Annotated in this window: 22 protein-coding genes; 12 read left to right on the plus strand and 10 right to left on the minus strand. The window is 35.8% G+C overall.

Annotated features, from left to right (window positions below):
• Positions 1-717 carry a carboxymuconolactone decarboxylase family protein gene (locus NSQ74_RS02035; RefSeq protein WP_340821273.1) on the minus strand — a complete coding sequence of 239 codons (717 nt, stop codon included), beginning with the start codon at positions 715-717 and terminating at the stop codon, positions 1-3.
• A 204-nt stretch (positions 718-921) separates the two neighbouring features.
• Positions 922-1,755 carry an alpha/beta fold hydrolase gene (locus tag NSQ74_RS02040; protein WP_340821274.1) on the minus strand — a complete coding sequence of 278 codons (834 nt, stop codon included), beginning with the start codon at positions 1,753-1,755 and terminating at the stop codon, positions 922-924.
• Between the two features lie 465 nt (positions 1,756-2,220).
• Here NSQ74_RS02040 and NSQ74_RS02045 point away from each other — a divergent pair, with 465 nt between their 5' ends.
• From NSQ74_RS02045 to NSQ74_RS02060, 4 genes are all read left to right on the plus strand, one after another.
• The gene (locus tag NSQ74_RS02045) at positions 2,221-2,793 is read left to right on the plus strand and encodes a dienelactone hydrolase family protein (RefSeq protein WP_340821275.1); all 573 of its coding nucleotides are present in this window, start codon (positions 2,221-2,223) and stop codon (positions 2,791-2,793) included.
• A gap of 27 nt (positions 2,794-2,820) precedes the next feature.
• The gene (locus NSQ74_RS02050) at positions 2,821-3,777 is read left to right on the plus strand and encodes a LytTR family transcriptional regulator DNA-binding domain-containing protein (RefSeq protein ID WP_340821276.1); all 957 of its coding nucleotides are present in this window, start codon (positions 2,821-2,823) and stop codon (positions 3,775-3,777) included.
• A gap of 144 nt (positions 3,778-3,921) precedes the next feature.
• Positions 3,922-4,770 (plus strand): ABC transporter ATP-binding protein, encoded by an 849-nt coding sequence (locus tag NSQ74_RS02055; protein WP_340821277.1) that lies wholly within the window; start codon positions 3,922-3,924, stop codon positions 4,768-4,770.
• Entirely contained in the window at positions 4,767-5,474 is a 708-nt protein-coding gene (locus tag NSQ74_RS02060; protein ID WP_340821278.1) for an ABC transporter permease, read from the plus strand. The genes NSQ74_RS02055 and NSQ74_RS02060 overlap by 4 nt, the downstream gene beginning before the upstream one ends.
• A 290-nt stretch (positions 5,475-5,764) precedes the next feature.
• Here the strand turns inward: NSQ74_RS02060 and ldmS are convergent, their stop codons facing one another.
• Together ldmS and NSQ74_RS02070 are read right to left on the minus strand one after the other, a co-directional pair.
• Entirely contained in the window at positions 5,765-6,919 is a 1,155-nt protein-coding gene (gene ldmS / locus NSQ74_RS02065; protein ID WP_340821279.1) for an L-aspartate--L-methionine ligase LdmS, read from the minus strand.
• Between the two features lie 155 nt (positions 6,920-7,074).
• Positions 7,075-7,656 carry a GNAT family N-acetyltransferase gene (locus NSQ74_RS02070; protein WP_340821280.1) on the minus strand — a complete coding sequence of 194 codons (582 nt, stop codon included), beginning with the start codon at positions 7,654-7,656 and terminating at the stop codon, positions 7,075-7,077.
• Between the two features lie 96 nt (positions 7,657-7,752).
• Between NSQ74_RS02070 and pdxR the strand changes: the two genes are divergently transcribed.
• Complete coding sequence (pdxR, locus tag NSQ74_RS02075) at positions 7,753-9,111, plus strand: MocR-like pyridoxine biosynthesis transcription factor PdxR (protein WP_340826386.1); 1,359 nt, start codon at positions 7,753-7,755, stop codon at positions 9,109-9,111.
• A gap of 74 nt (positions 9,112-9,185) precedes the next feature.
• Complete coding sequence (locus NSQ74_RS02080) at positions 9,186-9,980, plus strand: EcsC family protein (protein ID WP_340821281.1); 795 nt, start codon at positions 9,186-9,188, stop codon at positions 9,978-9,980.
• A 130-nt stretch (positions 9,981-10,110) separates the two neighbouring features.
• On the opposite strand, the gene NSQ74_RS02085 is transcribed toward NSQ74_RS02080, so the two are convergent.
• A complete protein-coding gene (locus tag NSQ74_RS02085) occupies positions 10,111-11,082 on the minus strand; it encodes a quinone oxidoreductase family protein (RefSeq protein WP_340821282.1) in 972 nt (323 codons plus the stop codon).
• 91 nt (positions 11,083-11,173) lie between these two features.
• On the opposite strand from NSQ74_RS02085, the gene NSQ74_RS02090 reads away from it, so the two are divergent.
• The gene (locus NSQ74_RS02090) at positions 11,174-11,794 is read left to right on the plus strand and encodes a hypothetical protein (protein WP_340821283.1); all 621 of its coding nucleotides are present in this window, start codon (positions 11,174-11,176) and stop codon (positions 11,792-11,794) included.
• A gap of 151 nt (positions 11,795-11,945) precedes the next feature.
• Here NSQ74_RS02090 and NSQ74_RS02095 read toward each other — a convergent pair whose 3' ends face one another.
• The 3 genes from NSQ74_RS02095 to NSQ74_RS02105 form a co-directional block, all read right to left on the minus strand.
• A complete protein-coding gene (locus NSQ74_RS02095) occupies positions 11,946-13,130 on the minus strand; it encodes an NAD(P)/FAD-dependent oxidoreductase (RefSeq protein ID WP_340821284.1) in 1,185 nt (394 codons plus the stop codon).
• A gap of 44 nt (positions 13,131-13,174) precedes the next feature.
• Positions 13,175-13,603 carry a DUF1641 domain-containing protein gene (locus tag NSQ74_RS02100; protein ID WP_173478809.1) on the minus strand — a complete coding sequence of 143 codons (429 nt, stop codon included), beginning with the start codon at positions 13,601-13,603 and terminating at the stop codon, positions 13,175-13,177.
• 410 nt (positions 13,604-14,013) lie between these two features.
• Complete coding sequence (locus NSQ74_RS02105; protein WP_340821285.1) at positions 14,014-14,631, minus strand: TetR/AcrR family transcriptional regulator; 618 nt, start codon at positions 14,629-14,631, stop codon at positions 14,014-14,016.
• 123 nt (positions 14,632-14,754) lie between these two features.
• Between NSQ74_RS02105 and NSQ74_RS02110 the strand changes: the two genes are divergently transcribed.
• Positions 14,755-16,941 (plus strand): MMPL family transporter, encoded by a 2,187-nt coding sequence (locus NSQ74_RS02110; protein ID WP_340821286.1) that lies wholly within the window; start codon positions 14,755-14,757, stop codon positions 16,939-16,941.
• 523 nt (positions 16,942-17,464) lie between these two features.
• Here the strand turns inward: NSQ74_RS02110 and NSQ74_RS02115 are convergent.
• Complete coding sequence (locus tag NSQ74_RS02115) at positions 17,465-18,979, minus strand: MDR family MFS transporter (RefSeq protein WP_340821287.1); 1,515 nt, start codon at positions 18,977-18,979, stop codon at positions 17,465-17,467.
• A 157-nt stretch (positions 18,980-19,136) separates the two neighbouring features.
• Between NSQ74_RS02115 and NSQ74_RS02120 the strand changes: the two genes are divergently transcribed.
• The 3 genes from NSQ74_RS02120 to NSQ74_RS02130 all read left to right on the plus strand — a co-directional run bounded on the left by NSQ74_RS02120 (position 19,137) and on the right by NSQ74_RS02130 (position 21,396).
• A complete protein-coding gene (locus NSQ74_RS02120; RefSeq protein WP_340821288.1) occupies positions 19,137-20,042 on the plus strand; it encodes a TetR/AcrR family transcriptional regulator in 906 nt (301 codons plus the stop codon).
• Positions 20,043-20,387: 345 nt separating this feature from the next.
• Positions 20,388-20,948: a DUF1273 domain-containing protein gene (locus NSQ74_RS02125; RefSeq protein ID WP_340821289.1), complete on the plus strand. Its 561-nt coding sequence runs from the start codon at positions 20,388-20,390 to the stop codon at positions 20,946-20,948.
• A gap of 133 nt (positions 20,949-21,081) precedes the next feature.
• The gene (locus NSQ74_RS02130; RefSeq protein ID WP_340821290.1) at positions 21,082-21,396 is read left to right on the plus strand and encodes a hypothetical protein; all 315 of its coding nucleotides are present in this window, start codon (positions 21,082-21,084) and stop codon (positions 21,394-21,396) included.
• A 199-nt stretch (positions 21,397-21,595) separates the two neighbouring features.
• Here the strand turns inward: NSQ74_RS02130 and NSQ74_RS02135 are convergent, their stop codons facing one another.
• On the minus strand, positions 21,596-22,861 hold the full coding sequence (locus NSQ74_RS02135; protein ID WP_340821291.1) for an MFS transporter: 1,266 nt from the start codon (positions 22,859-22,861) through the stop codon (positions 21,596-21,598).
• A gap of 725 nt (positions 22,862-23,586) precedes the next feature.
• Here NSQ74_RS02135 and NSQ74_RS02140 point away from each other — a divergent pair.
• The gene (locus tag NSQ74_RS02140; protein ID WP_340821292.1) at positions 23,587-25,056 is read left to right on the plus strand and encodes a methyl-accepting chemotaxis protein; all 1,470 of its coding nucleotides are present in this window, start codon (positions 23,587-23,589) and stop codon (positions 25,054-25,056) included.
• Positions 25,057-25,179 lie beyond the last annotated feature (123 nt).

Genomic DNA, 25,179 nt, shown 5'->3' on the forward strand with positions numbered 1-25,179 from the left:
TTACTTTTGGATAAGCGCATCACTAATTTCAAACCAAGAAGGAATGCCAGCTGTTAATAGGCAAATATAGCCTAGCTCTGCTAATTCTGCTTCTTCTACACCTATTTCACGTGATTGTTTAGCCCAATAATCTGTTTCCTCATTTTTCAATATCGTTGTGTAAATTCCCGTCATTAAGATATGTTTCATTTGCGTTGATACAACATTGCTATCAAGTAACGCAACTTTTAAAGCGTTTTCATCTTTTGCAACAATAAAACTTAATAATTTCTCAAAATATGCCTTACTTTGATCTGTCGAAGCAAACGTACTGTAATAGCGCACAATATCCATTGCTGAAGCATCATGTGAAATTTTGTCTGCACTCGTATTCGTTAGCTCTAACGCATAGTCAAAAGACTGCAAGCCAATCTGTAATGCTTTTTCCTCACCATAGTTAAACGCTACGAGTAAGTACTCAATTAATTCTTCGAGAGTAGCACCACCATCAATGGCGCCTTTTGTATGGTACACCATGCTTCGTGCATAATGTCTTGCTGCATTCATGCCAACTAACAAAATGTCCTTGTCCTTTACAGAAAGTACACCTGGTGCCATTGCTGCTCCACGAAGTGCTGTATAGTGGTCTAGCATTGCTGGATTATAATCATGCATTTTTTGCACCCATTCAGGTACTACATCATAAACTTTTTTAAAATACTCTAATCCTGTAGACATCCAACAAATCCCCTTTTTGTTAAATTCGAATAAAAAAAGGCCACACTTCCCCAAAAGACGGCATGTACCGTACGTTTAGAAAAGTGTAGCCAACAGTCAAGCAGGGAAAGTAGAAAAAGGTCGTTTTTCTAAAGCTGCTCGATAGGCATTTAATATTTGTTATTTAATTATTCGCATAAAATTTTAAAAACTGCAACTCTTTTTTTAGAAACTCTCTAAAAACCGCAGTATTACTCGGTTAACATCTTTTCTTTCTTCAAAAACCAAAGTGTAATGATTACTATTTGAAGTGAATTTCCAAATATTTTTGGCATATTTTAGCGTTTCTGTATAAGATTCCACTAAAAATAATGCGGGCATTGTTCCAATACCACCAGTTGAATGAATTAAAAGTATTGGGCACTCCACTTTTTCAAAAACCTCTGCAGGCTTGTAGTCATAAAAACTTTGGAAATCTAAACGGATTTTTTCTTCGTCAGACTTATTTTCCCAATGCTCATCTTGTATTGCAACCTCATAACGACCTACGCTTGCTAAATGATCTGTCCATTCAACGCCTAGGCGACCATAAATTGCTTTTATTTCCTCGATGTACGCGTCCGCTGAGTCATACGGTTTGCTAATTCGACCTAGTGATGGTTCAACAATTTGGCGTTGATGATCTGTACAAGTTGCTGCTCCATCAAGTAAAATGACCCCTTTTACATCTTTTCGTTTACTCGCAACATTCGCCATGATAAATGCCCCCATTGAGTAACCCATTAATATCGGGCTCTCAATGTTTAACGCATCAAGCAACGCTAATATATCTTGTGTATGTAACTCAATACCTGTATTTTCAGGTGCTGGTGCACTATTACCACGCCCTTTTAAGTCAACCGAAATAAAACGATAATCGCCTTTCAAAAGCTCAGCATAATAATGCATTTGCATATGGTTGCCGGTTAAACCATGTACGGCAATAATAGTACCTTTCTCACCTGGATAATCTACAAAATGTAATGCACTACCATTCACTTCAATTGTTTGGTATTCCATTTCCATCATCCTCCTCATATAAATCATGCGGCGTTTTGAAGCCCATTGTGAAGGTGAACTTTCATCCATCTCCTCACCTAAACATTCGCCGAATAAAGATAAAGTTATTTTTACATTGTTATTTCAAAAAAGTCAAAAAATTTTTTCTTTTACTAACACTTAGGTTACTCTTTTTTTATAGCAGCATTTGAAAAATACCTTCGACTTTTCATTCTGATAATATTATATTGAAATAATTAAAATTTTATTATTTTTTCCATTTCCCATTTCCTAAATCCTCTAAAACAATAGTTATTAATCATATTTCCAATAATAAACATTTAAATCATGTGAGCAATTTACTTATTGATATAAAACTTTATTACTACATAAATTACCAAACCATAAATTTACTTTTAATGGATTAAATGTACGATATAATTACTTTTTGATACACTATTTGAAAAAGCAAAAAAGGAGTCTCAATTGAATAGAAAAAATAGAAAAATATTTATTTTACATGAAATTTATGGAGTAAATGATTTTATTCGAGAACAGGCATGTGCCTTTATGGATAAGCAAACCGAGGTAGAATGTGTGCAACTTTACACAGATGAAAAAAGCTTTACTTATAATCAGGAAAAAGAAGCTTACAAGTATTTCATTAATGAAATTGGCTTCGATGCTCCTTTGGAAATACTTTTCACACAACTAAGTACTGCCATACAACAATATGAAAAAGTTATAGTAATCGGTTATAGTGTAGGCGCAACACTTGCTTGGCGACTTGCTACGCTGCCGTTATATCGTGTTGTTTGCGTCTACGGCTCACGCATTCGCCAATATCTTGACTTGCAACCAAATTGCCCGACACTTATTCTTCTACCTAGTCATGAGGTTAATTTCAATGTCGAAAAATTGAGTCATGCACTAAAGCATCAACACTTTGTACAAACTATTCAATTTCCAGGGAAACATGGATTTATGGATCGTTATAACGCTTCATTTCATCAAGAAAGTGCTATGCTGGCGCAGACGTATATAAAAAAATTTTTATAAATCTTTTATGAGGTGGAGGCTATCACTTTGAATCAACCACAGCTTTTAGAAATCGATCCTTACACGGAATCAGGAAATGTCATTTATCCAAGCTTTCAACTTCCATTGCATATAGGAGCTATTGTAGGCATCTACACAGATGTAACGAAAATCAATACTTTAATGCAATGGTTTACAAAGCAAGAAAAGACATATACGCATATTCGTGAAAGTGCATTATACGAACGATTAACAGTAGGAGAGTATATTCATTTTTCTATGAAACTTTTTACAGCGCCTCTACACAATAAAGAGGAAATTTTAAAGCTGTTTTCTTTGTCCGATCAGAGGAATATTAAAATACTTAAACTTCAACATGGGGAAAAACAACGGTTAAAATTGCTACATACATATCTTAATCTAGCACCTACTCAAATAATCGAAGAACCCCTTCAAAACTTAGATGAATTTTCAAAACAAAATGTTCTCAAGCTTTTGATGGCACTTCAAAACCAAGAAAAATCTGTTGTTTTACTTTCAAACAATTTAGAGGACTTAATTATTTCGTGCGACGAAATATATAGATTAGATGCATTAGGTTTGCATGCACTCGATGTAAAAGAGGATGAAATCGAAACAGTTCCTACACATAACGAAAATGCACCTATACGACTTGATAAAATCCCAACAAAGAAAAATGACAAAATCATTTTATTTAATCCACCAGAAATAGATTACATTGAAAGTGTCGAAGGTGTTGTGAGCGTCTATGTTGCAAATGAAGCCTATCCATGTACAATGTCCCTTAATGATTTAGAACAAAAATTGACACCATTCGGCTTTTTTAGAAGTCATCGTTCTTATATCGTTAACCTGCAAAAAGTACGTGAGATTATTACTTGGACCCGCAATAGCTACAGTCTTGCTTTAAATAGCAACGAAAAAACAATTGTACCATTGTCGAAAAACAAACTAGCAGATTTAAAAGAAATACTCGGAATATAGTAGATTTCCCAGGAAATAAACGACTCCTGTCAGCTAAATATTACTCCATTGAAGCTCATTTTTCCGCCTTTCACCTGTAATTTAATGTTTACCTCTCCATCGTGCTTTAAAGTTAGGCTATCAACAACCACAGGAGGTTTACACATGGAGACAGTAATTGATGTTCAACATTTAAAAAAGGTCTTTAATAGTGAAGCTGCATTACAGGATGTTTCCTTCACTATTAAAAAAGGAGAAATATTTGGTTTTCTTGGTCCAAGCGGCTCAGGTAAAACAACTACTATTAAAATATTAACTGCGCAAACTGAAAAAACTGCGGGAGATGTATCATTATTTAATCGCCCTGCTAGTGAAATGAAATATAGTCAAAATCGTCAGCGCTTTGGTATCTTGACGGATAATAGCGGGCTGTATACACGGCTTTCAATTGAAGAGAATTTATTACTATATAGTAATTTGTATCAATTACCTCATACAGCAGTAAAAGACGCTTTAGATTTTGTTAATCTTTACCCAGAACGTAAAAAGAAAGTTAGTCAGCTATCTAAAGGCATGATTCAACGTGTCACACTAGCTCGTGCCATTATGCATAAACCTGAATTGTTATTTTTAGATGAGCCAACATCTGCACTTGACCCAGTGAATACGCAGCATATTTATAACGGCTTACGGAAATTAAATGAACTCGGAACAACAATCTTTTTAACAACTCACGATATGAGTGAGGCAGAAATACTTTGTGATCGTGTTGCCTTTTTGCATCAAGGAAAAATTCGTGCAATCGGTTCACCGAAGCAATTAAAAAAAGATTTTGGAGATGAAACGATTACTGTTGAATTGAAAAATGGCCAATCTGAAACGATTCAAAATGGCGATCAGGATGCGCAAAAACTATTTCATTGGATGCAAGAAAATGCAGTTGCACGTATATACACAAATGAGCCAACTTTAGGCGATATATTTATGCAAATAACAGGGAGTGATCTAATATGAACATATCAATAACACGTATTCAAGCTATTTTCATGAAGGACTACAAGGAATTTTCAAGAAATTACGCAGTCTCTGTTATGATTTTTTTACCCCTTATTTTAGCTTTTGCTTATAACAAAATCGGAACAAATAGTATCGACGCTTATTTTTTACCAATAAATTTAGTGTTTGCAGTTGTTACTGCCTATGTACAATGTTGTTTAATTGCAGAAGAAAAGGAGAAAAATACACTCCGAAGTTTAATGCTTTCTCCTGCTTCACTTGGAGATATTTTAATAGGTAAAAGCTTGTTCGTCTCTATTGTGACGGTTGTTGTAGTAGGCTTGTCGATTTTCCTTGTTGGTTACGAGCCAGCAAATCTTTTCATATTAGCTATCGCTCTATTACTGTCTATCGTTTTCTACATCGCCTTAGGAACATTATGTGGATTATTTGCAAAAACAATTATGGAAGCATCTATTATCGTGTTGCCTGTTATGTTTATTTTCTCATTTGGACCGTTTGCCTTAACTTTAGCTTCTGTCTATCCAGTGCTAGAAATTGCAAAGTGGCTTCCAAGCGCTCAACTAGTTCTTCTAGCAGAGGCTTTAGAAGGTAACTACTCTTCAATGGATTACATTATTCCTATCGTTACTATTATTGCTTGGTCAATAGTAGCTTGGATTGTTACTGGCTTTGTTTATAAAAAAAGAATGGTAGATTAACAGGGACAGGGTGCCTGGCACTCAAACAATTTTCACACAAATCATGTATTTTATAACTTGCCAGGGAAAATCCCCGTAGACTCCTGCTCATTACGCACGCAATGTAAGCCGCAACTTGACCATGCGACAGCAAGAGTTGCGGCTTACAGAGTGCCCGCGGAAAGTGTAGTGTATTTTTTATAAGTGTCAGGCACTCAAACAATTTTACTAGTTGATTGCAACGGAGAGTGCCGCCCGTAGCGAAAATCAACGTCAATTAAATGCAACGTAACGACCATTCTTTTCTAACATTAAAGCAATTGCTCTTCAAGTTCTTCGATTTCTTGTAATGCATCCGCATACCAAATACCAACAAATCTTGATGCTACTTTGTTTTCAAAATAATCCCCGTCATAAAAAGCTAATGGGAATAGAACACCTTGTTTTATTAATTGTTCAATCTTTTGATAAAATGCTTCATTATCCTCAGCACCTTTTGATGCATAGGAAGCAAATTTATTAACAGGTTTACCTAATGCTTCATGAAACATTAACATAGAGGTAGAGCCGTTTTGGCGGAAGTTCAAATCAATCGCCTGCACATCTCCTGCCTCTGTTACGATTAAATCAAACCCCGCTACACCAACAAAACCTTCTGCCACACCACGCTCCATTATATGGCGACCTACTTCAATCACTTTATCTGGTACTTTTTCTACAATGACATTCCCCTCATAAATTCCATTGTCATCTGTCATTTGTTGAGAAGCACCTAAATACTGTATACCAAGCTCTTCACAATAAACGAACTGACAACTATAATTATCTTTTGCCTGTAACAACTCTTCTATAATAATGCTTTCCGTCCCGTTCATTCGAAATTGACGTAAACCCTCTGTTAACTCATCTTGATTTTGGCATATGATGACGCCGTATCCACCAGAAGTGGGCGAATCATCTCCAGGCTTGAGCACAACAGGTGGCTTCCAATTTTTCATTGCATCCGATAATCTATATAGTTCAATATTTAAACGGCTTGGTACGTATTTACTATCAATTAAATGATCAATATATGCTTTTGTATTTAGCTCATTAAATTTGGCGGCATCCATCCAATAGCAATTACGGTTCATATGCTCTGCGTCATGTAAATACTGACAAACAATCGTCTTTCCTTCTTCACACCAAGCATCTAATTGCGTTAAATATTCTTCTTGTGTTTCATACGTATACGGCTGCTCTACCCATGTTAAACCCGCTAATTCATGTATTTTTTTAGCCTTCGCCGTTTGCGTCGCACGGTGCACTAAAACAGGAATATCCGCGATGGCGACTTCCCTTGCTGTTAATGCATCTAGTTTATGGCAATCATCCATCATCCATGGATTATCGCTATATGGCGTACGAGGTGTATACACAGCATTATCACCGTAAATTTGTCGTAATGTTAATTTCGGCTTTAACATACTTTTCCCCCACTTTTCAAAAATAGATTTTAAGTAATCTACCCTTGAATACCATTACTCACACATAATTTTACAAAAACTAGATTATAAGACTAGTAAATATCCATTTTTTTACTTGTTTTTAGTAAGTTAAGCAAATGGAGAAAGACTTTTAATTAGCCCAAACCCAATAACTGTTCGATTCGAGCTTTTACTTCTGGCCATTCTTCGATCGTAATACTATACATTACCGTATGCCGAGTCGAACCGTCTTTACGTAGCATATGATTGCGAAGAACGCCCTCTTTCGTTGCCCCTATACGTTCAATTGCCTTTTGAGAACGTGTATTTTCATGATCTGTTTTTATTTGGACCCGTTGTAGACCGATTACCTCAAAGCAATAGCTTAGTAATAAATATTTACAATTGGTATTTACAGCAGTTTGCCAAAACGCAGGAGTAATCCATGTATTTCCTATTTCTAGACGTTTATGCTTGCTATCAATATCCATATACCTTGTTGAGCCTATAATCTGTCCCGAACGTTTATCCACAATGACAAATGGAAACTCCTCCATTTGCATTTTGCTAGACAATGCCTTTTCCACAAAGTTATGCACACCCGTTTCATCTTCAATCGTTGTGGACAAATACGACCAAATCTCTGGATAACTTCCTGCTGTAAGTAGCCCTTGTACATCCTCTTTTACTAATGGTCTTAATAAAACGACTTCATTTTCTAAAGCGCTGAAATTCATTGACCTTCACTCCTTTTTCATTATTAAACGGTAATTTTGATATGATGAACATAACCAATTTTTAAAATTCAGACCATACCAAGGAGTTGATAGATGATGGAACTTGCAATTTCGTTCACAGGACATATTCCTAAATATGTACAGGTTTATGAAAGCATTAAACAAGCTATTCTTTTGCAGAAACTTTTAGCACATGAACAATTACCTTCAAAACGTCTGCTTGCAACAACATTAAATGTCAGTGTTCATACAATTAAAGTAGCCTATGAGCAATTGCTTGCAGAAGGTTATATATATAGTAAAGAGCGCTCAGGCTACTATATAGCGCCATTTGAGTTTGAATGGCTACAGCAAGTTCAAACAGAAGATTCAGTTTCCTTGCCAACGAATGACATAGTGAAATTTGATTTTAATAATGGGCATGTGGATAAAGCTGCTTTCCCACTACAAGCCTTTCATAAGCTAATGAAAAAACACTTTACTGAGGATGTTTTATCAACAAGTCCGTGGCAAGGAGAAACTACATTAAGACAAGAGATTGCCCACTATGTTGAACGCTCTAGAGGAGTTACTTGTGATGCATCACAAGTATTTGTCTATAGCGGTACACAAAGCCAACTACAGGCTCTATGCCATTACTTCGGGCCACAAACCCAAGTTGGTTTAGAAGAACCAGGTTTTAAACGAGTAAGGGCCACTTTACAACAATGTGGTTTATTAACACATCCGATTTCTGTGGATAACTCAGGCATTACTGTACCTAAAAAAGCTATTCACATGTTATACACAACACCAGCACATCAATTTCCACTAGGTATGATTATGTCGATTGAACGCCGTGCTGCACTGTTACAATGGGCAACCTTAAATAATGCATTTATTATAGAGGATGATTACGATTCGGAATTTCGTTATAAGGGCCTTCCAATCCCTTCTCTCGCGAACATGGATCAGCTACAGCGGGTCATTTACTTTGGCACATTTTCAAAAACACTTCTTCCTTCTCTACGTATTAGCTATATGATTTTGCCTAAGTCACTAGTAGAGCCATTTACCCGCTTCCATCAAGAACAAAAGTCAGTCGTCTCAAAGGTAGTTCAGCTTGTACTAGCAGATTTTCTTGCGCAAGGCTTATTCGATAAACATTTAGCAAAAATGCGTACTATCTATCGAAAAAAACAGCAGACGTTACTTGCAGCTCTTCGTAGTCAATTCTCTGAGGAATTTGAAATTATCGGTGAAAATGCTGGGCTACATATTATTGTGAAATTACCAAAAAGATTGTCAGAGCATAACGCTATCCAGCTTGCTCATGCGGTAGGAGTCAATGTCTATCCTTGTTCTACTTCATTTCAACACCCTACTGAACATGGCATGATTATTATAGGTTATGGTGGATTGTCAATTGAGCAAATTGATGAGGGTATTACTTTACTTGCTTCTGTATGGCAATAGATATGTATGAACTTGAAACTTTTTAAACTAGTTTACGTATTGTAACTAAATGCACTCACAAGGGGAATAGATAAATGGAGAATCAGGAGCAACTACAAATTTATTTACAAGAAATTGAAGCGTGGGAAAAAGACCAAAAAGGATTATGGTTTTGGGAAAGATTAGGGCGTATTCCTTTTAAAATTTTAGATAAGATGACCCCTACCTTTATTCAACAAAAACTAGCTTTACTTGTTGATGAGCTTGGGAGCTATGTTCAATCAGGAGGTAAATATTTAATCAATGAGCAAACGATGATTCAAAAAATCCGTAATAATTCTTCGTATCCAAATATTTTTACAATCTCTGATATCGGTAACATTCCTTTAGAGGAAATGATTGCTCTAAGTGATAAGCTACAAAAAGAACGCGTTAAATTGGCAACAGTCCAAGGGGCTTCTACTGGCTTTGGCGGCATTTTTACATTGGCTATTGATATCCCATTTATATTAGGAATGGCTTTAAAAACGCTGCAAGAAATAGCAATTATTCATGGCTTTGACCCTGATGATAAAATGGAACGTATTTTCATTGTGAAGTGCCTACAATTTACCTCCGCTGATATTGTAGGTAAAGAAGCTATTTTAGAAGAAATTTCATCCATGCACGACAATAATAACGTATCCGAAAAGATGATTTCACAGCTTCAAGGTTGGCAGGAAGTATTCTTCACTTATCGTGATCAAATGGGCTGGAAAAAGCTTTTCCAAATGGTTCCGATAGCAGGTATGATTTTCGGAGCATACGCTAATAAAGGTATGATGCAAGATGTAGCAGAAACAGGAATCATGCTTTACCGAAAAAGAAGAATATACGAAAAACTAAAATAGTGCCAGTCACTCACACAATTCTCAAACAATTTATTTTCACTTGAGGGAACGCAGCAAAGTAAGACGCAACAAATGGTGCAACAGCGACGGTTGCGGCTTACAATTGCCTGCTGAGCTAAGTGACAGGCACTCACACAATTTTAATTAATATCTTCCCTTGATGCTGGCGGCTCTCCATCAACTCATGCGCCTTTTCCATGTCCTCTAAGTCAAACACTGCTGCTATCGGCACTTGGAAACTTTCATCCTGCAATAGTGTAAAAATTTCTGGAGCTACTTGTTGTAATAGTTCCGGCTTTAAAGACCGAGTCGTTCCTAAGCTAAAGCCTTTTACATTACGGCAACTACTATGTAAATCAGATGTTTTAATATTGCCCGCTTTACCGCTACTATTACCAAACTGCACAAGAGTACCGTATGGCGCTAAACAATTAAAACTCTCTTCTGTAATCGTTCCGGCAATTGAATCGAAAACAACATCGACACCAAGACCATCCGTATATTCATTAACTTGGGCACTAAAATTTTCATATGTCACAACATGATGTGCGCCTAGCTCATAAGCAATGGTTGCTTTTTCTACAGAGCTAACAGTACCTATAATTTTCTTTACCCCACGCTTTTTCGCCATTTGAATAAGCATCGTCCCCACTCCACCCGACGCGGCATGAATTAAAACACTATCCTCCGTACCAATTTGCGTGATGTGATGCGTTAAAATGTAGGACAAAAATAAAACAGTCGGTATAGCAGCTACCTTTTCAAGAGGTACACCATTCGGAATGCGAAAGACTACCTGTTCATTTGCTACAACATATTGAGCATATGCACCGTTTTTTGGAAAGGCAATGACGTGGTCCCCTTTTTTAAAATCACTGCACTCATCAAAAACCTCTTCTATAACACCAGCTACATCTAAACCAAGAATCATAGGAAAATTAGCTTTTGCTTTATTTCCAGTTCGATTTTTAATATCAGCAAAATTTACACTCGTATAGGACGTACGTATTAGCACTTCCCCTTTTGCAATCATCGGTTTTGGACAATCCACCACTGTTAGGACAGACGGCGGTCCAAAAGCATTTATTGTAACAGCCTTCATAATTTACCTCCTTCCTGTTATATTGAAATTATAACTAACTTTATATAAAAAAGTTACATATTTACATTTTACTAATTTAAGGGGGATTATAATGACAATCAAACCTAGTAAAGAAATTTACAACGATATTGCTTACAACTTTTTTGATATGAATAGTAATAAAATTTGCTTTATGTTCTCGGGTACAGGCTATAACTATGATAAACCGTTAATGCATTACGCTACTACACTAATGCTAGACTTAGGCTATGATGTTGTCCAAGTTTGTTATACATTTGAGCAACAGCAGTTCAATCAGCCACCAGAAGCTATTTCAGAAATGGTTTATAATGCCGCCAATTCTATCGTTACATATTATTTACACTCAAATGCTTATAAGGAAGCTGTTTTCGTTGGAAAATCGCTCGGAGCATTTCCAATCGTCGACTATTATATGCAACAGGAGGCCATTATTCCTTCTCGCTATATTCTATTAACACCACCACTATCCTTTGAACACATTATGCAAAACTTAGTAAATCGACATAGCTTCATAGCAATTGGAACAGCTGACCCTCATTTCTCCAATGAAAAGCTGCATCAGCTAAAGTCCCATCATCTTACTATAGCAACAAATGCAGATCATTCACTCGAAATAACGAACAATACACTAGAATCGATTTCTACGTGTCAGACTATATTAACAAAGCTCAAAATTTACCTTCAAAACTAATCTTTCATTTCTCTATTTTAAAAAAGCTACTTTTAAACGAGACATTCGTTTAAAAGTAGCTTTATGGGCAAACTTAGCAATAAAACACCCCGTAAAATGTTCATTTTTTCATTAACATCTACGGGGCATTAATTTAGTTATTTATTGAAAATTAATACACTAAGCCGAATAGCGCTTTGATGTGTGTAAGATAGCGAATGTTAGACGCTTCTTTCATAAGTGTTGCAGGAAGACCTTTAAGTTGTGTATTGCTAGCACCGATAGTAGCAACTGCATCTTTACGGCCTAAGCTTGCAAGAGTACCAGAGTTAACCGCAGAGAATGTTTTCATCTCTTGGTTTTTGTATTGTGCGAATAAGTTGTAACCAGCGCATTCGCCCATTTGCCAAGCAACTTGTGCAGTTGGAGCGTAAAGTGGACGTCCACCATCGCCTGGTAATGCAACAGAAGCATCCCCGATTACAAATACATCTTCATGTGATGTAGATTGTAGGAATTCATTGATTGTTGCTTTGCCACGATCAGCAGCAAGACCTGATTCAGCTACCATTGGAAGTGCAGCTACACCACCAGTCCAGATAAATGTATTAGCAACGATTGACTCACGGTCTTTAAGTGAAATAACGTTACCTTCAACACCTGTTACTGGAGTACCTGTGATGAATTCAACACCACGTTTTGCTAAACTTTCAGTTGCACGTTCGATAAGTACATCTGGAAGTACTGGCAAAATTTTAGGACCAGCTTCAACTAGTTTAATTTTAAGATCTGCAAAGTTTACGCCGTGTTTTGCTGCGATTTTCGGGAAGTTGTCCACGATTTCACCAACAAGCTCAACACCTGTTAAACCGCCACCGCCGATAACGATTGTTGCATCTGCTTCGTCTTTTGACTGTGAATATGCTTTAATACGATCTTCAATGTGTCGGTTAATTTTGTTTGCATCGTTAACTGATTTAAGTACCATTGAATTTTCTTCTAATCCTGGGATACCGAAGAATCCAGTTTGGCTACCTAAAGAAACAACTAATGTATCATAAGATAAAGTGTAACCATTATCTAGGTCAACCTTTTTAGTATCAACATTGAATTTAGTTACTTTAGCGATTTGTAAATCAATATCTAAACCTTTAAAGATTTTTTTAAGCGGTAAAGCTACTGCACCTTCTGCAATAGTACCACCAGCTAAACGGTGAAGTTCAGTGATGATTTGGTGAGTTGGGAATTGGTTTACTACAGTGATTTTAGCTTCATCAGCTGATAAATACTTACGTGCTGTTAATGCAGTTAATACACCCGCGTAACCAGCACCTAAGATGACGATTTCTTTTGACATGATTAATTAATCCTCCGTCCTTACGAATTGAATATATCTCGGCCTTATTTAGATTTACGTTCAGCGTTTACTTGTAAAAATGCATTTACAAAACGGAAAACATTTTGAACTTGTGGGTCTTTGATCATTTTTACAAGACCAAATAAACCGATTACTTCATTGCTTTCAGAAGCACGATCTTTTGCTTCAATAGCAGTTGCAGCAAGTTGTTTAGCTGATCCTACTACTGGTGCAGCCATTTCTGTTACAGCGCCAACAGTGTCACTTTTTAGTACATCATCAGTTGCAACAGCTTGAGCAAACTCATATGATTTAGTTAATAACGTCATCATTTCAGTTAGCTTTGGTAATTGCTCAACTAAAGTTGTTAGAGATTCTTGCACCTCAGGCTTTAATAGTTGGTCTAGTACATCTAATTGCTCTTGACTCACAGTTAATTGTTCAGACTGTGCTTGGTTATTCGTTTCTGACATTTTGAACTCTCCTTTGCCGTCACTAATACTATTTTTTATATTGCCTCCATGTAAAAAAGACCATTAAGCGATCTTCTTAACAGTCCTTACAGCGGATATCTTACACACCAGTCACAAAGGGCTGGAAAGCGAGTTTCATGATTTATTATTACAATATTTACTGCATTTTGCACAAAGCGCATCACAATTCCATCCTTATCTCTTATCTTGGTGATATTACAACATCCATTATAAGACTGTTTACGCATTATTTCAATCAACTACAGCACAATCTTTTAAAAATAGTTTATTTGTAAACCATTTTTAGTTATCCACGCTCTTTATTTGTTTGTTTTAGTAAAATAATCCAAAAAAGAAATCCCCTTTAAAAACCAATACGCTATAAAAAATGTTATTACCTACAAATATTCTCACTTTTCGACAGATAACCAAAAGAAATCAATTATCTCTTTCGCCGCTAAAGGCACTGTTTGAAATAATCTTTTTCCTTCCCCATCTTTAAAATAGCCCACTGACATCAATGCCATAAATGTATGGGCAAAAAATTCAGCATTCCCATTGCGAATCGTGCCCTTTTCCATTTCATTTTGCATCGAGTGCTCAATCGTTTTATACATTTCATTTTCTGATGTATGGACTTCTTTTAATTGAGTATTTGATAAATTAATTGTAGCTTCACGCATAAAGTTCTTCATATCAATATCAACAGTTGCCGATAAATGTACTTCAACTAGTTGTTCTAATCGCACTTTGAATGGAATGGGCTGTTCTAAAATTCGTTCAATATGCAGCCTAATTCTATGCATCATTTCAACCAAAGCCGATGTATATAAATCCCCTTTAGTTGGGTAATAGTAATAAATCGTAGCTTTCGTAACATTACAGGCTTTCGCAACATCGTCCATGGACACATTTTTGTAGCCCTCTTTAATAAATAGCATCGTTGCTGTTTCTAAGACTATATCTTTTGTAGGTTTAGACTTATCATCATGGCGAGGTCTTCCTAGAACACGCGGTGATTGTTTCAACAAGATCGCCTCCTTATAATGTGTTCTTTTAAACATATTATAACATATCAAAACTTCTTTATTGATTAATTAACCTTCTAGTATATATAATTAATAATAATTACACGAAACGGAGGTTTTCTCATGAAAAAACACCCTCTTGAGCAATGGGGCTCAATGGTAGCAAGTAAAAAAGGGCGTTTTTTAGCACTCGGATGCTGGGTTTTACTTGTTGTTGTCCTCTCGTTTGCTTGGCCACAAATTAACAGTATTGAAAGTGAGTCCGGTAAAAATTTACCTGATACTGAGATGTCCGAGCAAGCAGCAGCAATTATTGCTGAAGAATTTCCTAATGATGCAGGGACACCATTATTACTCGTTTGGCATAGAGAAAGCGGCCTAACAAATGATGATTTTGCAGCTATCCAAAAGGTTTACGCAGAGCTTAAAACAAATCCTTTAGAGCATCAAACGCTCATACCACCTTATGATGCAATGCCTCCACAGGCTTTTTCTGCATCTACATCTGACAATGGCTCCACTCTTGTCACACCTGTGTTCTTTGAAAAAGGTGTTGCAACAGATATGTTACAAGAGAGCCTAGATTCCTTAACGAAAACAATGGACTCGAATAATGTGCAATTGGATAAAGACTTAACAAGTGACGCTCTTCATGTTCGTTATTCTGGTCCAGTTGGTATTGCAACAGATGCTGTTAGCTTATTCTCACAAGCTGATGTGAAATTAATGATAGCGACAGTGCTTCTTGTATTAGTGTTATTAATTTTAATTTATCGTTCTCCATTACTTGCCATTATCCCACTAATTGTTGTAGGGCTTGCTTACGGTGTAATTAGCCCAACACTTGGCTTCATTGCAGAGCAAGGATGGATTGATAAAGATTCACAAGCTGTATCGATTATGACAGTTTTACTATTTGGTGCAGGAACAGATTATTGCTTATTTTTAATTTCAAAATACCGTGAAATTTTATTTGAAGTTGAGGATAAAGCTGCAGCGATGAAGCTCGCTGTTAAGGAATCGGGTGGCGCTATTATGATGAGTGCCCTAACGGTTGTTATTGGTTTAGCTACCCTTAGTCTTGCCCATTATGGCTCATTCCAACGCTTCGCAGTTCCATTTAGCTTTGGCGTGTTAGTAATGGGAATTGCTGCACTTGTTGTATTGCCAGCGATTCTCGTTGTTATAGGGCGAGTAGCCTTTTTCCCATTCACGCCACGTACAGAGGAAATGGCAAAGAGAAAAGGCAAAAAACAACATAAATCTTCACATAAAGTTAGTCATAAAATTGGACGCTTTGTAACACATAAGCCATGGATTGTTATTGTTATCACTCTCCTGCTTCTTGGCGGTTTAGCATCATTTGTACCACGCATTCAATATACATTTGACTTATTGTCTTCATTCCCAGAAGATATGCCGTCACGTGAGGGCTTCACTTTAATAGAAGAAAATTTTTCACCTGGTGAACTGGCACCTGTTCAGCTAGTCATCGACACGCAAGGTAGTGATATCAATTTACAACAACAGCTTGCAAACATTTCATATATTGATAATGTTTCTGATGTACAAATTGGTACGAAAAACAACTCTATTCAATTATATGAATTATCATTGAATGCAAATCCTTATGCAAAAGAGTCTTTAGAACATATTCCAGAGCTGAAGGCTGAAGTAGTTCAGTTACTTGAAGACACGGGTATTAAAGACGCTGATACGCACGTATGGATTGGTGGAGAAACAGCAAGTCAATATGATACAAAACAAGTTACTGAGCGTGATGAATCTGTCATCATGCCGACAATGATTGCTTTAATAGCTTTATTATTATTTGTCTATTTACGTTCAGTAACAGCAACTGTATATCTGCTCGCTACAGTCATTATTTCTTATTTTGGTGCACTTGGCGCAGGTTGGCTTATTTTGCATTATGTCATGGGGGCAGAGGCAATTGCAGGCTCTATTCCGCTATATGCCTTTGTATTTTTAGTTGCACTTGGCGAGGATTATAATATCTTCATGATTTCAGAGATTTGGAAGAAACGAAAAACGAAGGATCATTTAACAGCGGTAGAAGAAGGCGTTGTGCATACAGGTAGTGTTATTACATCTGCAGGGCTTATTTTAGCAGGTACGTTCGCAGTGCTTGCTACACTACCAATTCAAGTACTTGTACAATTCGGGGTTGTGACGGCTATTGGTATATTGCTCGATACGTTTATTGTGCGACCTTTACTTGTCCCAGCTATTACAACAGTGCTTGGCAAATATGCATTTTGGCCAGGATCCCTATTTAAAAGAGGGAATTAACGCTTTAAATAATTTTACAAAAGGCATCAATCTTGATGCCTTTTGCTATTTTTTTAATTAGATAAGAACATTCCCTACTATATTAAATGTACTTTTCAGGCATTGCCTTTTTCTATTAAGCTACTTGCCATATTCAAATAGTCGTTTTTTTAATTATTTGCAGCAAACTATTAGCGACTTTCACCTACGTCACCTTGAAGGCCAGAGCGACCTCGCGGCTGAATTATCAACGGCGTCGGCTTCCTGCGGGACACACAGGACGTCAGAGGCAACAAACGGCGCGCTAGTGACTATTGTGGCTTACATCGTGCCCGCTGAAAGCGCAGTGAATTTTCCCGCTATAAGAAGGTCCTCCAGAATGCTACGACGCTGATAGTAGTTCGCATATCCGTATGTAGAAAAAATGAATAGCAACAGTCACCCTTTTTCATAAAAAGACTATAGACATTTGAGTTTAGTCTACAGAAAAAATCCCACCGACAAGCTCTGTAATAGCTTATTGGTGGGATTCTTTTTTATGATATTAGTTTGTTGGTTTTTTTAAATCCATTGTAGCAGCTGCACTTTCAACTTTTACACGTTTTAAGAAGAACGCAAGTATTAATGCGAGAACTGTAACGAATGCCGCGATTAAGAATGAATGTGTAATACCATCTAGTAGAGCTGTTTGCATAATTTGATCTTGCATTTGTTGCATTTGCTCTGCTGTAGGTGCAGCACCTGATTGCGCTGCTTTTGCCTTAGCATCTGCAATTAAGTCTGCAGCTGTTGATTTAGTACGGTTATTCATAAATGTAACTAATACAGCACTACCAATAGCTCCTGCTACTTGTTGTAATGTATTATTGATCGCTGTACCATGTGGATTCATCATTTGTGGTAATTGATTTAAACCGTTTGTCATAATAGGCATCATAACCATCGACATACCGAACATACGAATTGTATACATCGATACGATGAATGTATAGCTAGAATCAAGTGCTAATTTTGTTAATCCAAATGTTGCGATTGTTGTAATCGTTAGACCAATGATTGCCAAAATACGTGGTCCGAATTTATCGAAAAGTTTACCAGTAATAGGTGACATAATCCCCATTACAAGTGCCCCAGGAAGCATCATTAAACCAGCTTCAAATGGTTCAATACCGCGAATTGATTGCACATACGCAGGTGTTAAAATCATCCCAGAGAACATCGCCATTGAAATGATTACTGAGATAGCAGAACCTAATGCAAACATCGGATATTTGTAAATACGTAACTCTAGTAAAGGTTGATCCATACGTAATTGTTTAAAGATGAAGATAAGTAAGGAAATAAAACCGATTGAAATCGTACCGTAAACCCAAGGACTAGACCATCCTTTGTCACCTGCAGTACTGAAACCGTATAAAATACCACCAAATGCTACTGTTGATAATAATACAGAAGGAACATCTAAGTGCACTTTACGTGTTTCCATAACGTTATCTAATTTCCAAATACCAAATAGCAGACTAATAATCGCAAATGGTATAATCATTTGGAACAGCATACGCCAGTCATGATGTTCTACGATATAACCCGATAATGTCGGGCCAATCGCCGGTGCAGCAATCATAACTAAACCGAAAATACCCATTGCTGCTCCACGTTTTTCTTTCGGGAAGCTAGTCAGCATTACGTTCATTAATAATGGTGACATACTAGCAGCCCCTGCCGCTTGCACCATACGTCCTGCAAGTAACATACCAAAGCTTGGAGCAAAGCCAGCCATAATTGTACCTATTGTAAAAATAGACATGGCAGTAATAAATAAATGTCTATTTTTAAAGCGTGTCACAAAGAATGCTGAAGCAGGTACTAAAATACCACTTACAAGCATATAACCAGTTGCAAGCCATTGTACCTTTGCATACGTAATATCAAAATCTTTCATGATTGTTGGCAACGCAACATTTAACAATGTATTGTTAAGAAAAGCAACAAAAGCACCCACGAACAAAATAGCAATCATGCCATAAGGGGGCTTTTTCATTGTTAAGTCATTATTCATTTATATCCCTCTATTCTTTCTTGTTGTTTTGCGATAAAACTTATTTTATACTCGCAGTCTACTTTTTTCAAGAATTAAGATTAAAAAATTTTAAAACGTTGATATATAAGCGTTTACATTGTAGAATACGAGTATAATAATTTAAAAAGGTGAGGTCATGAACAAAAAAAAACGACAAATTATCACTTCAGCTCGGGAACTTTTTATAGAAAAAGGATTTTTAGATACATCCATTAACGATATTATTAGTGCAGCCAAAGTTTCAAAGGGGACTTTTTACAATCATTTCGTTTCCAAAAATGACTGCTTAATTGCCATTTTAGATGAGGGACGTGAAGAGGCTAGTAACCGTCGACATGAACTTCTTTATGGAAAAGACCCTACTGATTTAGAAATATTAACACAGCAAGTTGCTGTATTGATGCATGTTAACCGTGAGCATAACTTAGTACAAATTTTTGAATCAATTTTCCATTCACGTGACAGTGAACTTAAGAAAATCCTTTTGAATTATCACCTACAAGAATTGGAATGGCTTGCAAATCGACTTGTACAGGTTTTTGGTGAAGAAATTAGACCGATGAGCTATGAATGTGCTGTACAAACGCTTGGGATGGTTAACCTTTCCTTACGCGCAGTATTAATAGCTGACTATAAATATATAAACCGCGAGGCAATTGTACGCGTAGCATTACGCAATATAAGCCTAATTATACCTGCCATGCTTGAATCGAAAGAAGTCCTTATTACCGCTGAAATGTTTAACGCTATACAAAACGTAATAAATTATCAACAAATAAGTAAAGATGTCGTGATTGAGCAATTGCTAGGCTTTACAAAGGGGCTAACAGAGGAAGAAACGATGGAAGGGTTTGAATTTGCAACATTCCTTCTAGAAGAACTTCAAAAGCAGAAGCCAAAACTCTTTATTATTGAATCTCTTCTTACTCCTTTCAGAAAAGCTTTTGTCGGAACCGAACATGCCGCTGAAGCGCGCGATATTGCCAATAATCTATGGCGCTATGTGAAAATGGGTCAGCCACCAGAGCAATGCAAAAAATAAAATAGCCATATAAAAACCCCGATTAGGATGACTAATCGGGGTTTTACATTGAGCAATTTCAGAGATTTCTGCAAGCCTAGTTCGCTATAAGCGCAACGGTTAAATGCAATAAACATGACCACTTCTACAATACCTTTAATAGAATTGCAAAAACAAAGACGTTGTCATTCACCACCCGAACTGACATTACTGTTCCATTATGCAAATCCTTTTCGCAGATTGTTGTATATGTATCCTGATACCATTCGTAATAATCTATTGCGTTGCATTAGCTCATTCCATTCGTTTTCAGTCATCCCCTGCTGTATACTGTTGATACATAAAAACAGCTTAGGGGGCGTTTTAGTGTTACAGCGAATTATAATTACAGGCTATAAACCACACGAACTTGGTATTTTTAATGACAAGCATCCTGGTATCCCCATTATTAAAAAAGCTTTAGAAAGCCGCTTAAGAGCCTTATTGGATGAAGGTTTGGAATGGGTCATTATTAGTGGTCAACAAGGTGTGGAAACATGGAGTGCAGAGGTTGTCTTAACGTTAAAAGAGGAATTTCCTAATTTAAAATACGCAATCATCACCCCATTTTTAGAACAAGAAAAGAACTGGCAAGAAATAAAACAAGAAAAATATCAGTCACTAGTTGCTCAGGCAGACTTTGTAACAAGTGTGACAAAAAAGCCGTATGAAGCTCCTTGGCAGTTTACTGAAAAAGATAAATTTATTATTCAAAACACAGACGGCTTGCTACTAGTTTATGATGAAGAAAATGAGGGCTCCCCGAAGTATATGAAGCGTTTAGCCGAAAAATATATGGAAAATAATGACTATACTATTCTAACAATCAACTCCTACGATCTTCAGGTAATCGCAGAGGAAATACAACAGCAACAACAGGATTGGTAGATAATCGAATATCTCCCCCTACAAGTTAGATAGACAAAAATCTTTAATAAAGATAAATATTGATATAATTTTCTGACAATTTTATAATAGAAGGAATAGTACTTGTTATTATTTTGAAAGGAGCTGTTGACATTTGAATAGAAAAATCGAAATGATTCTAGAGCCTTCTCCTGTGAATATTTCACACGATACGTATCGTCGTGAGTGCCAGTATACGCGAGGGATTCATATTGATGAACAAGAATTCAACGCCATTTTAAATGCAATGTGCCACGATTCACGCTTATATTTTGATTTCCATAATCCACGAAAAGAGATTAAAAAGGGAACTTATTTAAATGGACACTCCGGTTTAGCACGCAATATTTATGACTACTATAAAGCTCATTACGATATTGAATTGACGGACATTATCAATGGTAAAGATTTTTACGTAAAAATCGTTTAAGTGCCTTTTAAGTGCCAGGCACTCAAACAATTTTGAATTTTCCAAATAAAAACCCGCGGAAAGAGCAGTAAATTTTAAAGCGACCTATGAAACAATTTTTCTTAAAAACTAGTCTTTCAAAAGCAAAAACTACACCTCCCCTTGTCCAACAAGTGAGGTGTAGTTTTAGAAGCATTTATTCATTTAATGATGATATGACTTATTTCCACAATCCAGCTTTCACCATTTTTTCTTTATTACCGAAAGCAACTAATACAGCAATAATATTAATAATTATCATAATTACAATGATGTATAACACAGGTGTGTAGCTTCCTGTAAAGTCAAAAATATAGCCATACGCTGGTAGTGCGATAATACCTGCTACTGCCAAGCCGATAGAAACTGTAGAATAGATTTGACTGTAATCTTTATTACCAAATAATGCAGAAGTAATAGCAGGAGCTAATGTTCCGATACAAGCTGATACGAAACCAAATAGGCCAACAGCTGCCACAATTGCAATTGTACTTTGTACAAAGAATATTAATAACAACATAGAAACTAACCCAATTAACATAGCAATAATTGTCGTGCTTTTAGCACCAATTTTATCAATTAAATAACCAAAGAGAATAGAACCTAAAAGTACGCCGACCATTAAAGCAGACATAACATTACCAGCAAATTTCACACTAAATCCTTGATTCACAAGGTATGTTGGAATGTGAATTGAAAAACTCGCAACAGACGTAATAATAAAGAAGAACAATAGTAATAATGCAAATGCTAATGATTTTTTAGCATCTACGAATGAAATACCAGAATTGCTAGTATCTTTTTCTACTTTTTTCTCACTATTGTTATTGTCATCAGCACCATAAGGTAACAAACCTTTTTCTTGAGGTGATTTTCTTAAAAAGAAAATAATTGTCGGAACAATAATTACGATAGCTGCAACACCTACCATAATATAAGCACTTCTCCACCCTTGATTAGCAATTAAGTTACCAATTATCGGAGATGAGAAAGCTCCAATTAAACCACCTGACGCAGTAATAATACCTAAAGCTAATCCACTGCGTTGTTTAAACCATTGATTGATTAATACTGGACCTGCTAAAACTGTGATTAATACACCACCAACAGCTAGAGGAATCGCAAGGATATACCAGCCCCACACAGAGCTCATCATACCGAATAGAGCGAAAGAACCTGCTTGTAAAATAATCGCAACAACAAGTAAAATACGCGTATCATACTTGGCCATTAACTTCCCGCCAATTGGTAAGAAGATCATCGTCACGATTGATGAAATACTTAGATATAACGTTAAATTCCCTAGACCTACACCAATGTCTTCCGATACTGATGGTAAGAATAGTCCTGCTGAACTGTTTAGTCCAGACTTAGCTAAACCAACTGTAATACATAAACCTATTAAAACTAGCCATGCAAAGTGAAACTTTTTTTTATTAGCACTCATTTCCCTATTTCTCCTTTTATTTAAAAGACTTTATTTTACATAAAACTACAAATTTCGCGTTTCAGATGTAATTTGGCGTTTATGCAATGATACGATAGATAATTTGTTGTATATTTACATTACTTAACTTGTACCATTAGCCTAAGCTATATGCACAACATTTAAGTAAGATCTACTTTATAAAAAGAATTTACGGCTTCCTTTGAATTGATTAAATGACGTGGAATCCTTGCACACTGACTATCTCAAAATGCTCCTACACTCTTTTTATTTAGATCTGCGGTAGCTTACTTTTGACATTTCTGCAAGCAATTTCGCAGTTGATCATTTAACCTCTAAAACCTTGCTACACTAGACTTTATCTTGCTTTCTCCCCACATAAACACCTCCAAAAATTGTGAAACTTTTGTGACCTGCAATTTATTTTAACATTAAACTGTTTAATATTAAATTAATTAATTTCACAGAATATTTATTTTTTAACTAAAAAACACTTGACAAAACCTTTTCTTGAATTTTTTAGGTTTTATTTCCCGCCCTATTTTTCAATTTTTAACTAGGTAGTTGTAACTAACATCAGAAAAATTCAAAAATAAGTCTTTACTACTTCCTACTAAAATTAATATAATCAATCTTAATCATTAGTTTAACGGGAAATCATTTCCTTTATTAGTGATTAATAACTATTTCAAAATAATAAAATTATAGGAGGTCTTTAGTGCAACATGATTGAGCAATTAAAGTTAATGGACTTGAAAAATAAAAATAAACTAATGCTTTTCACTTATTTAGCTTCTACGATTCTAGGGTTAGTAGGCTCAATATCTTTAAAACCTGATTTTTGGATTATTGTTTTTTATAGCGCGCAAATCATTTTTTACCCATTGATATACATAGTTAGTAACCGTTATAAGAAAGAAATTGTTTTCCCATATTTAATAGTTATCATTATGAATATCTTTAACATATGTTTAGTAATGATTTATGGTGGGGACCTATCCACTGCTCTTTCTATATTTTTCTTTGCAGTATTTTCTGCTGTTCAATTTAATAACAAAATCTTTAGTATTGGATATAGTTTAGGGTTAGTAACACTTATTTTAGTTTATCTTTTCCCTTCTCCTTCCTTTGAGTATTATTCTGGAAATATAAGCTCATTTGTTATCATTTATCTCTTCACTGGTTTCCTGTTAACAATATTAATTCGTATGAATCAAAACCAATTTAAAAAACTACAAGAGTACAGTGAAATTGCTGAAGCAGATGCTAAAACAAAAGAAGAGCATAAAATTCATTTGGAACATGAAATTGGCGTTATTGCTGAAAGTATTAGTAAAATTAACGATAAAGTTCAGTTAAATTTAAGATCGCAAGAAGAAATTCAAATAGCTATGAATGAAGTTTCAACAGGTAGTATGATACAAAGTGAACAAATTTCTAAAATAGCAGACAGTGCACAAAATAACTTAACGGCAATCCATTCAATGAATGAAATAACAGTCCGTTTAATAGATGACTCTGTTCAATCAAGCAACCTAGCAGATGAAGGCCAAAATAAAATCCATCATCTTACAACTGAAATGAATAGTCTTCAAAATGTTATTTCGAACTTAAGTGATAACTTCAAAACTTTAACTGGGAAAATAGAAGAAACAAATCAGTTTGCCAATGATATTCAACAAATAACTGAACAAACAAATTTATTAGCCTTGAATGCTTCTATCGAGGCAGCTCGTGCTGGGGATGCTGGAAAAGGATTCTCTGTTGTAGCCCAAGAAATAAGAAATTTAGCAGATTTAACGAATAATATTACTGTCAAAATCACAGAGAATTTAACTGATGTCAATACAACGAATAAATTAGCACAAATAAACATGAACAAGAGTAGTGATACATTACATCAAAGTGTAGAGTCTACAAAGCTAGTAAACACAAACTTTATTCAATTAAGCGAAATTTTACATTCATTAAAAACTAAATTTAATGAATTTGAGCATTTATCAAATGAGGTAGCTGTTAACAGTCAAAATGTTGATACGTCGACAAATGATTTTGCTGCGATTATCGAGGAAGCAACTGCAACATTACAACAAATGAATGCATCGATTGAAAACATCACAGCTGACAACCATAGCATTGCAAAATACATCAATGATACAGCTAAGAGCACCGAAAATATAAAAAATACTTATTAAGGTATTTTGAAAAAATAGAGAGTACGAAAACGTAAAAACGTTCCCGTACTCTCTTTTCTTTCCTAGCTGTTAATTCACTTCTATCGGGTGACATGAGCATAGTGCCAGGCACTCACACAATTT

It is taken from the genome of Lysinibacillus sp. FSL W8-0992, from assembly GCF_038008685.1.
Lineage (GTDB): Bacteria > Bacillota > Bacilli > Bacillales_A > Planococcaceae > Lysinibacillus.

Bases quoted from the DNA above. Each gene is read 5' to 3' on its own strand.
- NSQ74_RS02085 (WP_340821282.1), bottom strand. From the start codon at position 11,082: ATGAAGGCTGTTACAATAAATGCTTTTGGACCGCCGTCTGTCCTAACA.
- NSQ74_RS02095 (WP_340821284.1), bottom strand. From the start codon at position 13,130: ATGTCAAAAGAAATCGTCATCTTAGGTGCTGGTTACGCGGGTGTATTA.
- NSQ74_RS02055 (WP_340821277.1), top strand. From the start codon at position 3,922: ATGGAGACAGTAATTGATGTTCAACATTTAAAAAAGGTCTTTAATAGT.
- ldmS (WP_340821279.1), bottom strand. From the start codon at position 6,919: ATGTTAAAGCCGAAATTAACATTACGACAAATTTACGGTGATAATGCT.
- NSQ74_RS02040 (WP_340821274.1), bottom strand. From the start codon at position 1,755: ATGGAATACCAAACAATTGAAGTGAATGGTAGTGCATTACATTTTGTA.
- NSQ74_RS02140 (WP_340821292.1), top strand. From the start codon at position 23,587: ATGATTGAGCAATTAAAGTTAATGGACTTGAAAAATAAAAATAAACTA.
- NSQ74_RS02090 (WP_340821283.1), top strand. From the start codon at position 11,174: ATGACAATCAAACCTAGTAAAGAAATTTACAACGATATTGCTTACAAC.
- pdxR (WP_340826386.1), top strand. From the start codon at position 7,753: ATGGAACTTGCAATTTCGTTCACAGGACATATTCCTAAATATGTACAG.
- NSQ74_RS02060 (WP_340821278.1), top strand. From the start codon at position 4,767: ATGAACATATCAATAACACGTATTCAAGCTATTTTCATGAAGGACTAC.
- NSQ74_RS02100 (WP_173478809.1), bottom strand. From the start codon at position 13,603: ATGTCAGAAACGAATAACCAAGCACAGTCTGAACAATTAACTGTGAGT.
- NSQ74_RS02115 (WP_340821287.1), bottom strand. From the start codon at position 18,979: ATGAATAATGACTTAACAATGAAAAAGCCCCCTTATGGCATGATTGCT.
- NSQ74_RS02135 (WP_340821291.1), bottom strand. From the start codon at position 22,861: ATGAGTGCTAATAAAAAAAAGTTTCACTTTGCATGGCTAGTTTTAATA.
- NSQ74_RS02080 (WP_340821281.1), top strand. From the start codon at position 9,186: ATGGAGAATCAGGAGCAACTACAAATTTATTTACAAGAAATTGAAGCG.
- NSQ74_RS02070 (WP_340821280.1), bottom strand. From the start codon at position 7,656: ATGAATTTCAGCGCTTTAGAAAATGAAGTCGTTTTATTAAGACCATTA.
- NSQ74_RS02035 (WP_340821273.1), bottom strand. From the start codon at position 717: ATGTCTACAGGATTAGAGTATTTTAAAAAAGTTTATGATGTAGTACCT.
- NSQ74_RS02110 (WP_340821286.1), top strand. From the start codon at position 14,755: ATGAAAAAACACCCTCTTGAGCAATGGGGCTCAATGGTAGCAAGTAAA.
- NSQ74_RS02120 (WP_340821288.1), top strand. From the start codon at position 19,137: ATGAACAAAAAAAAACGACAAATTATCACTTCAGCTCGGGAACTTTTT.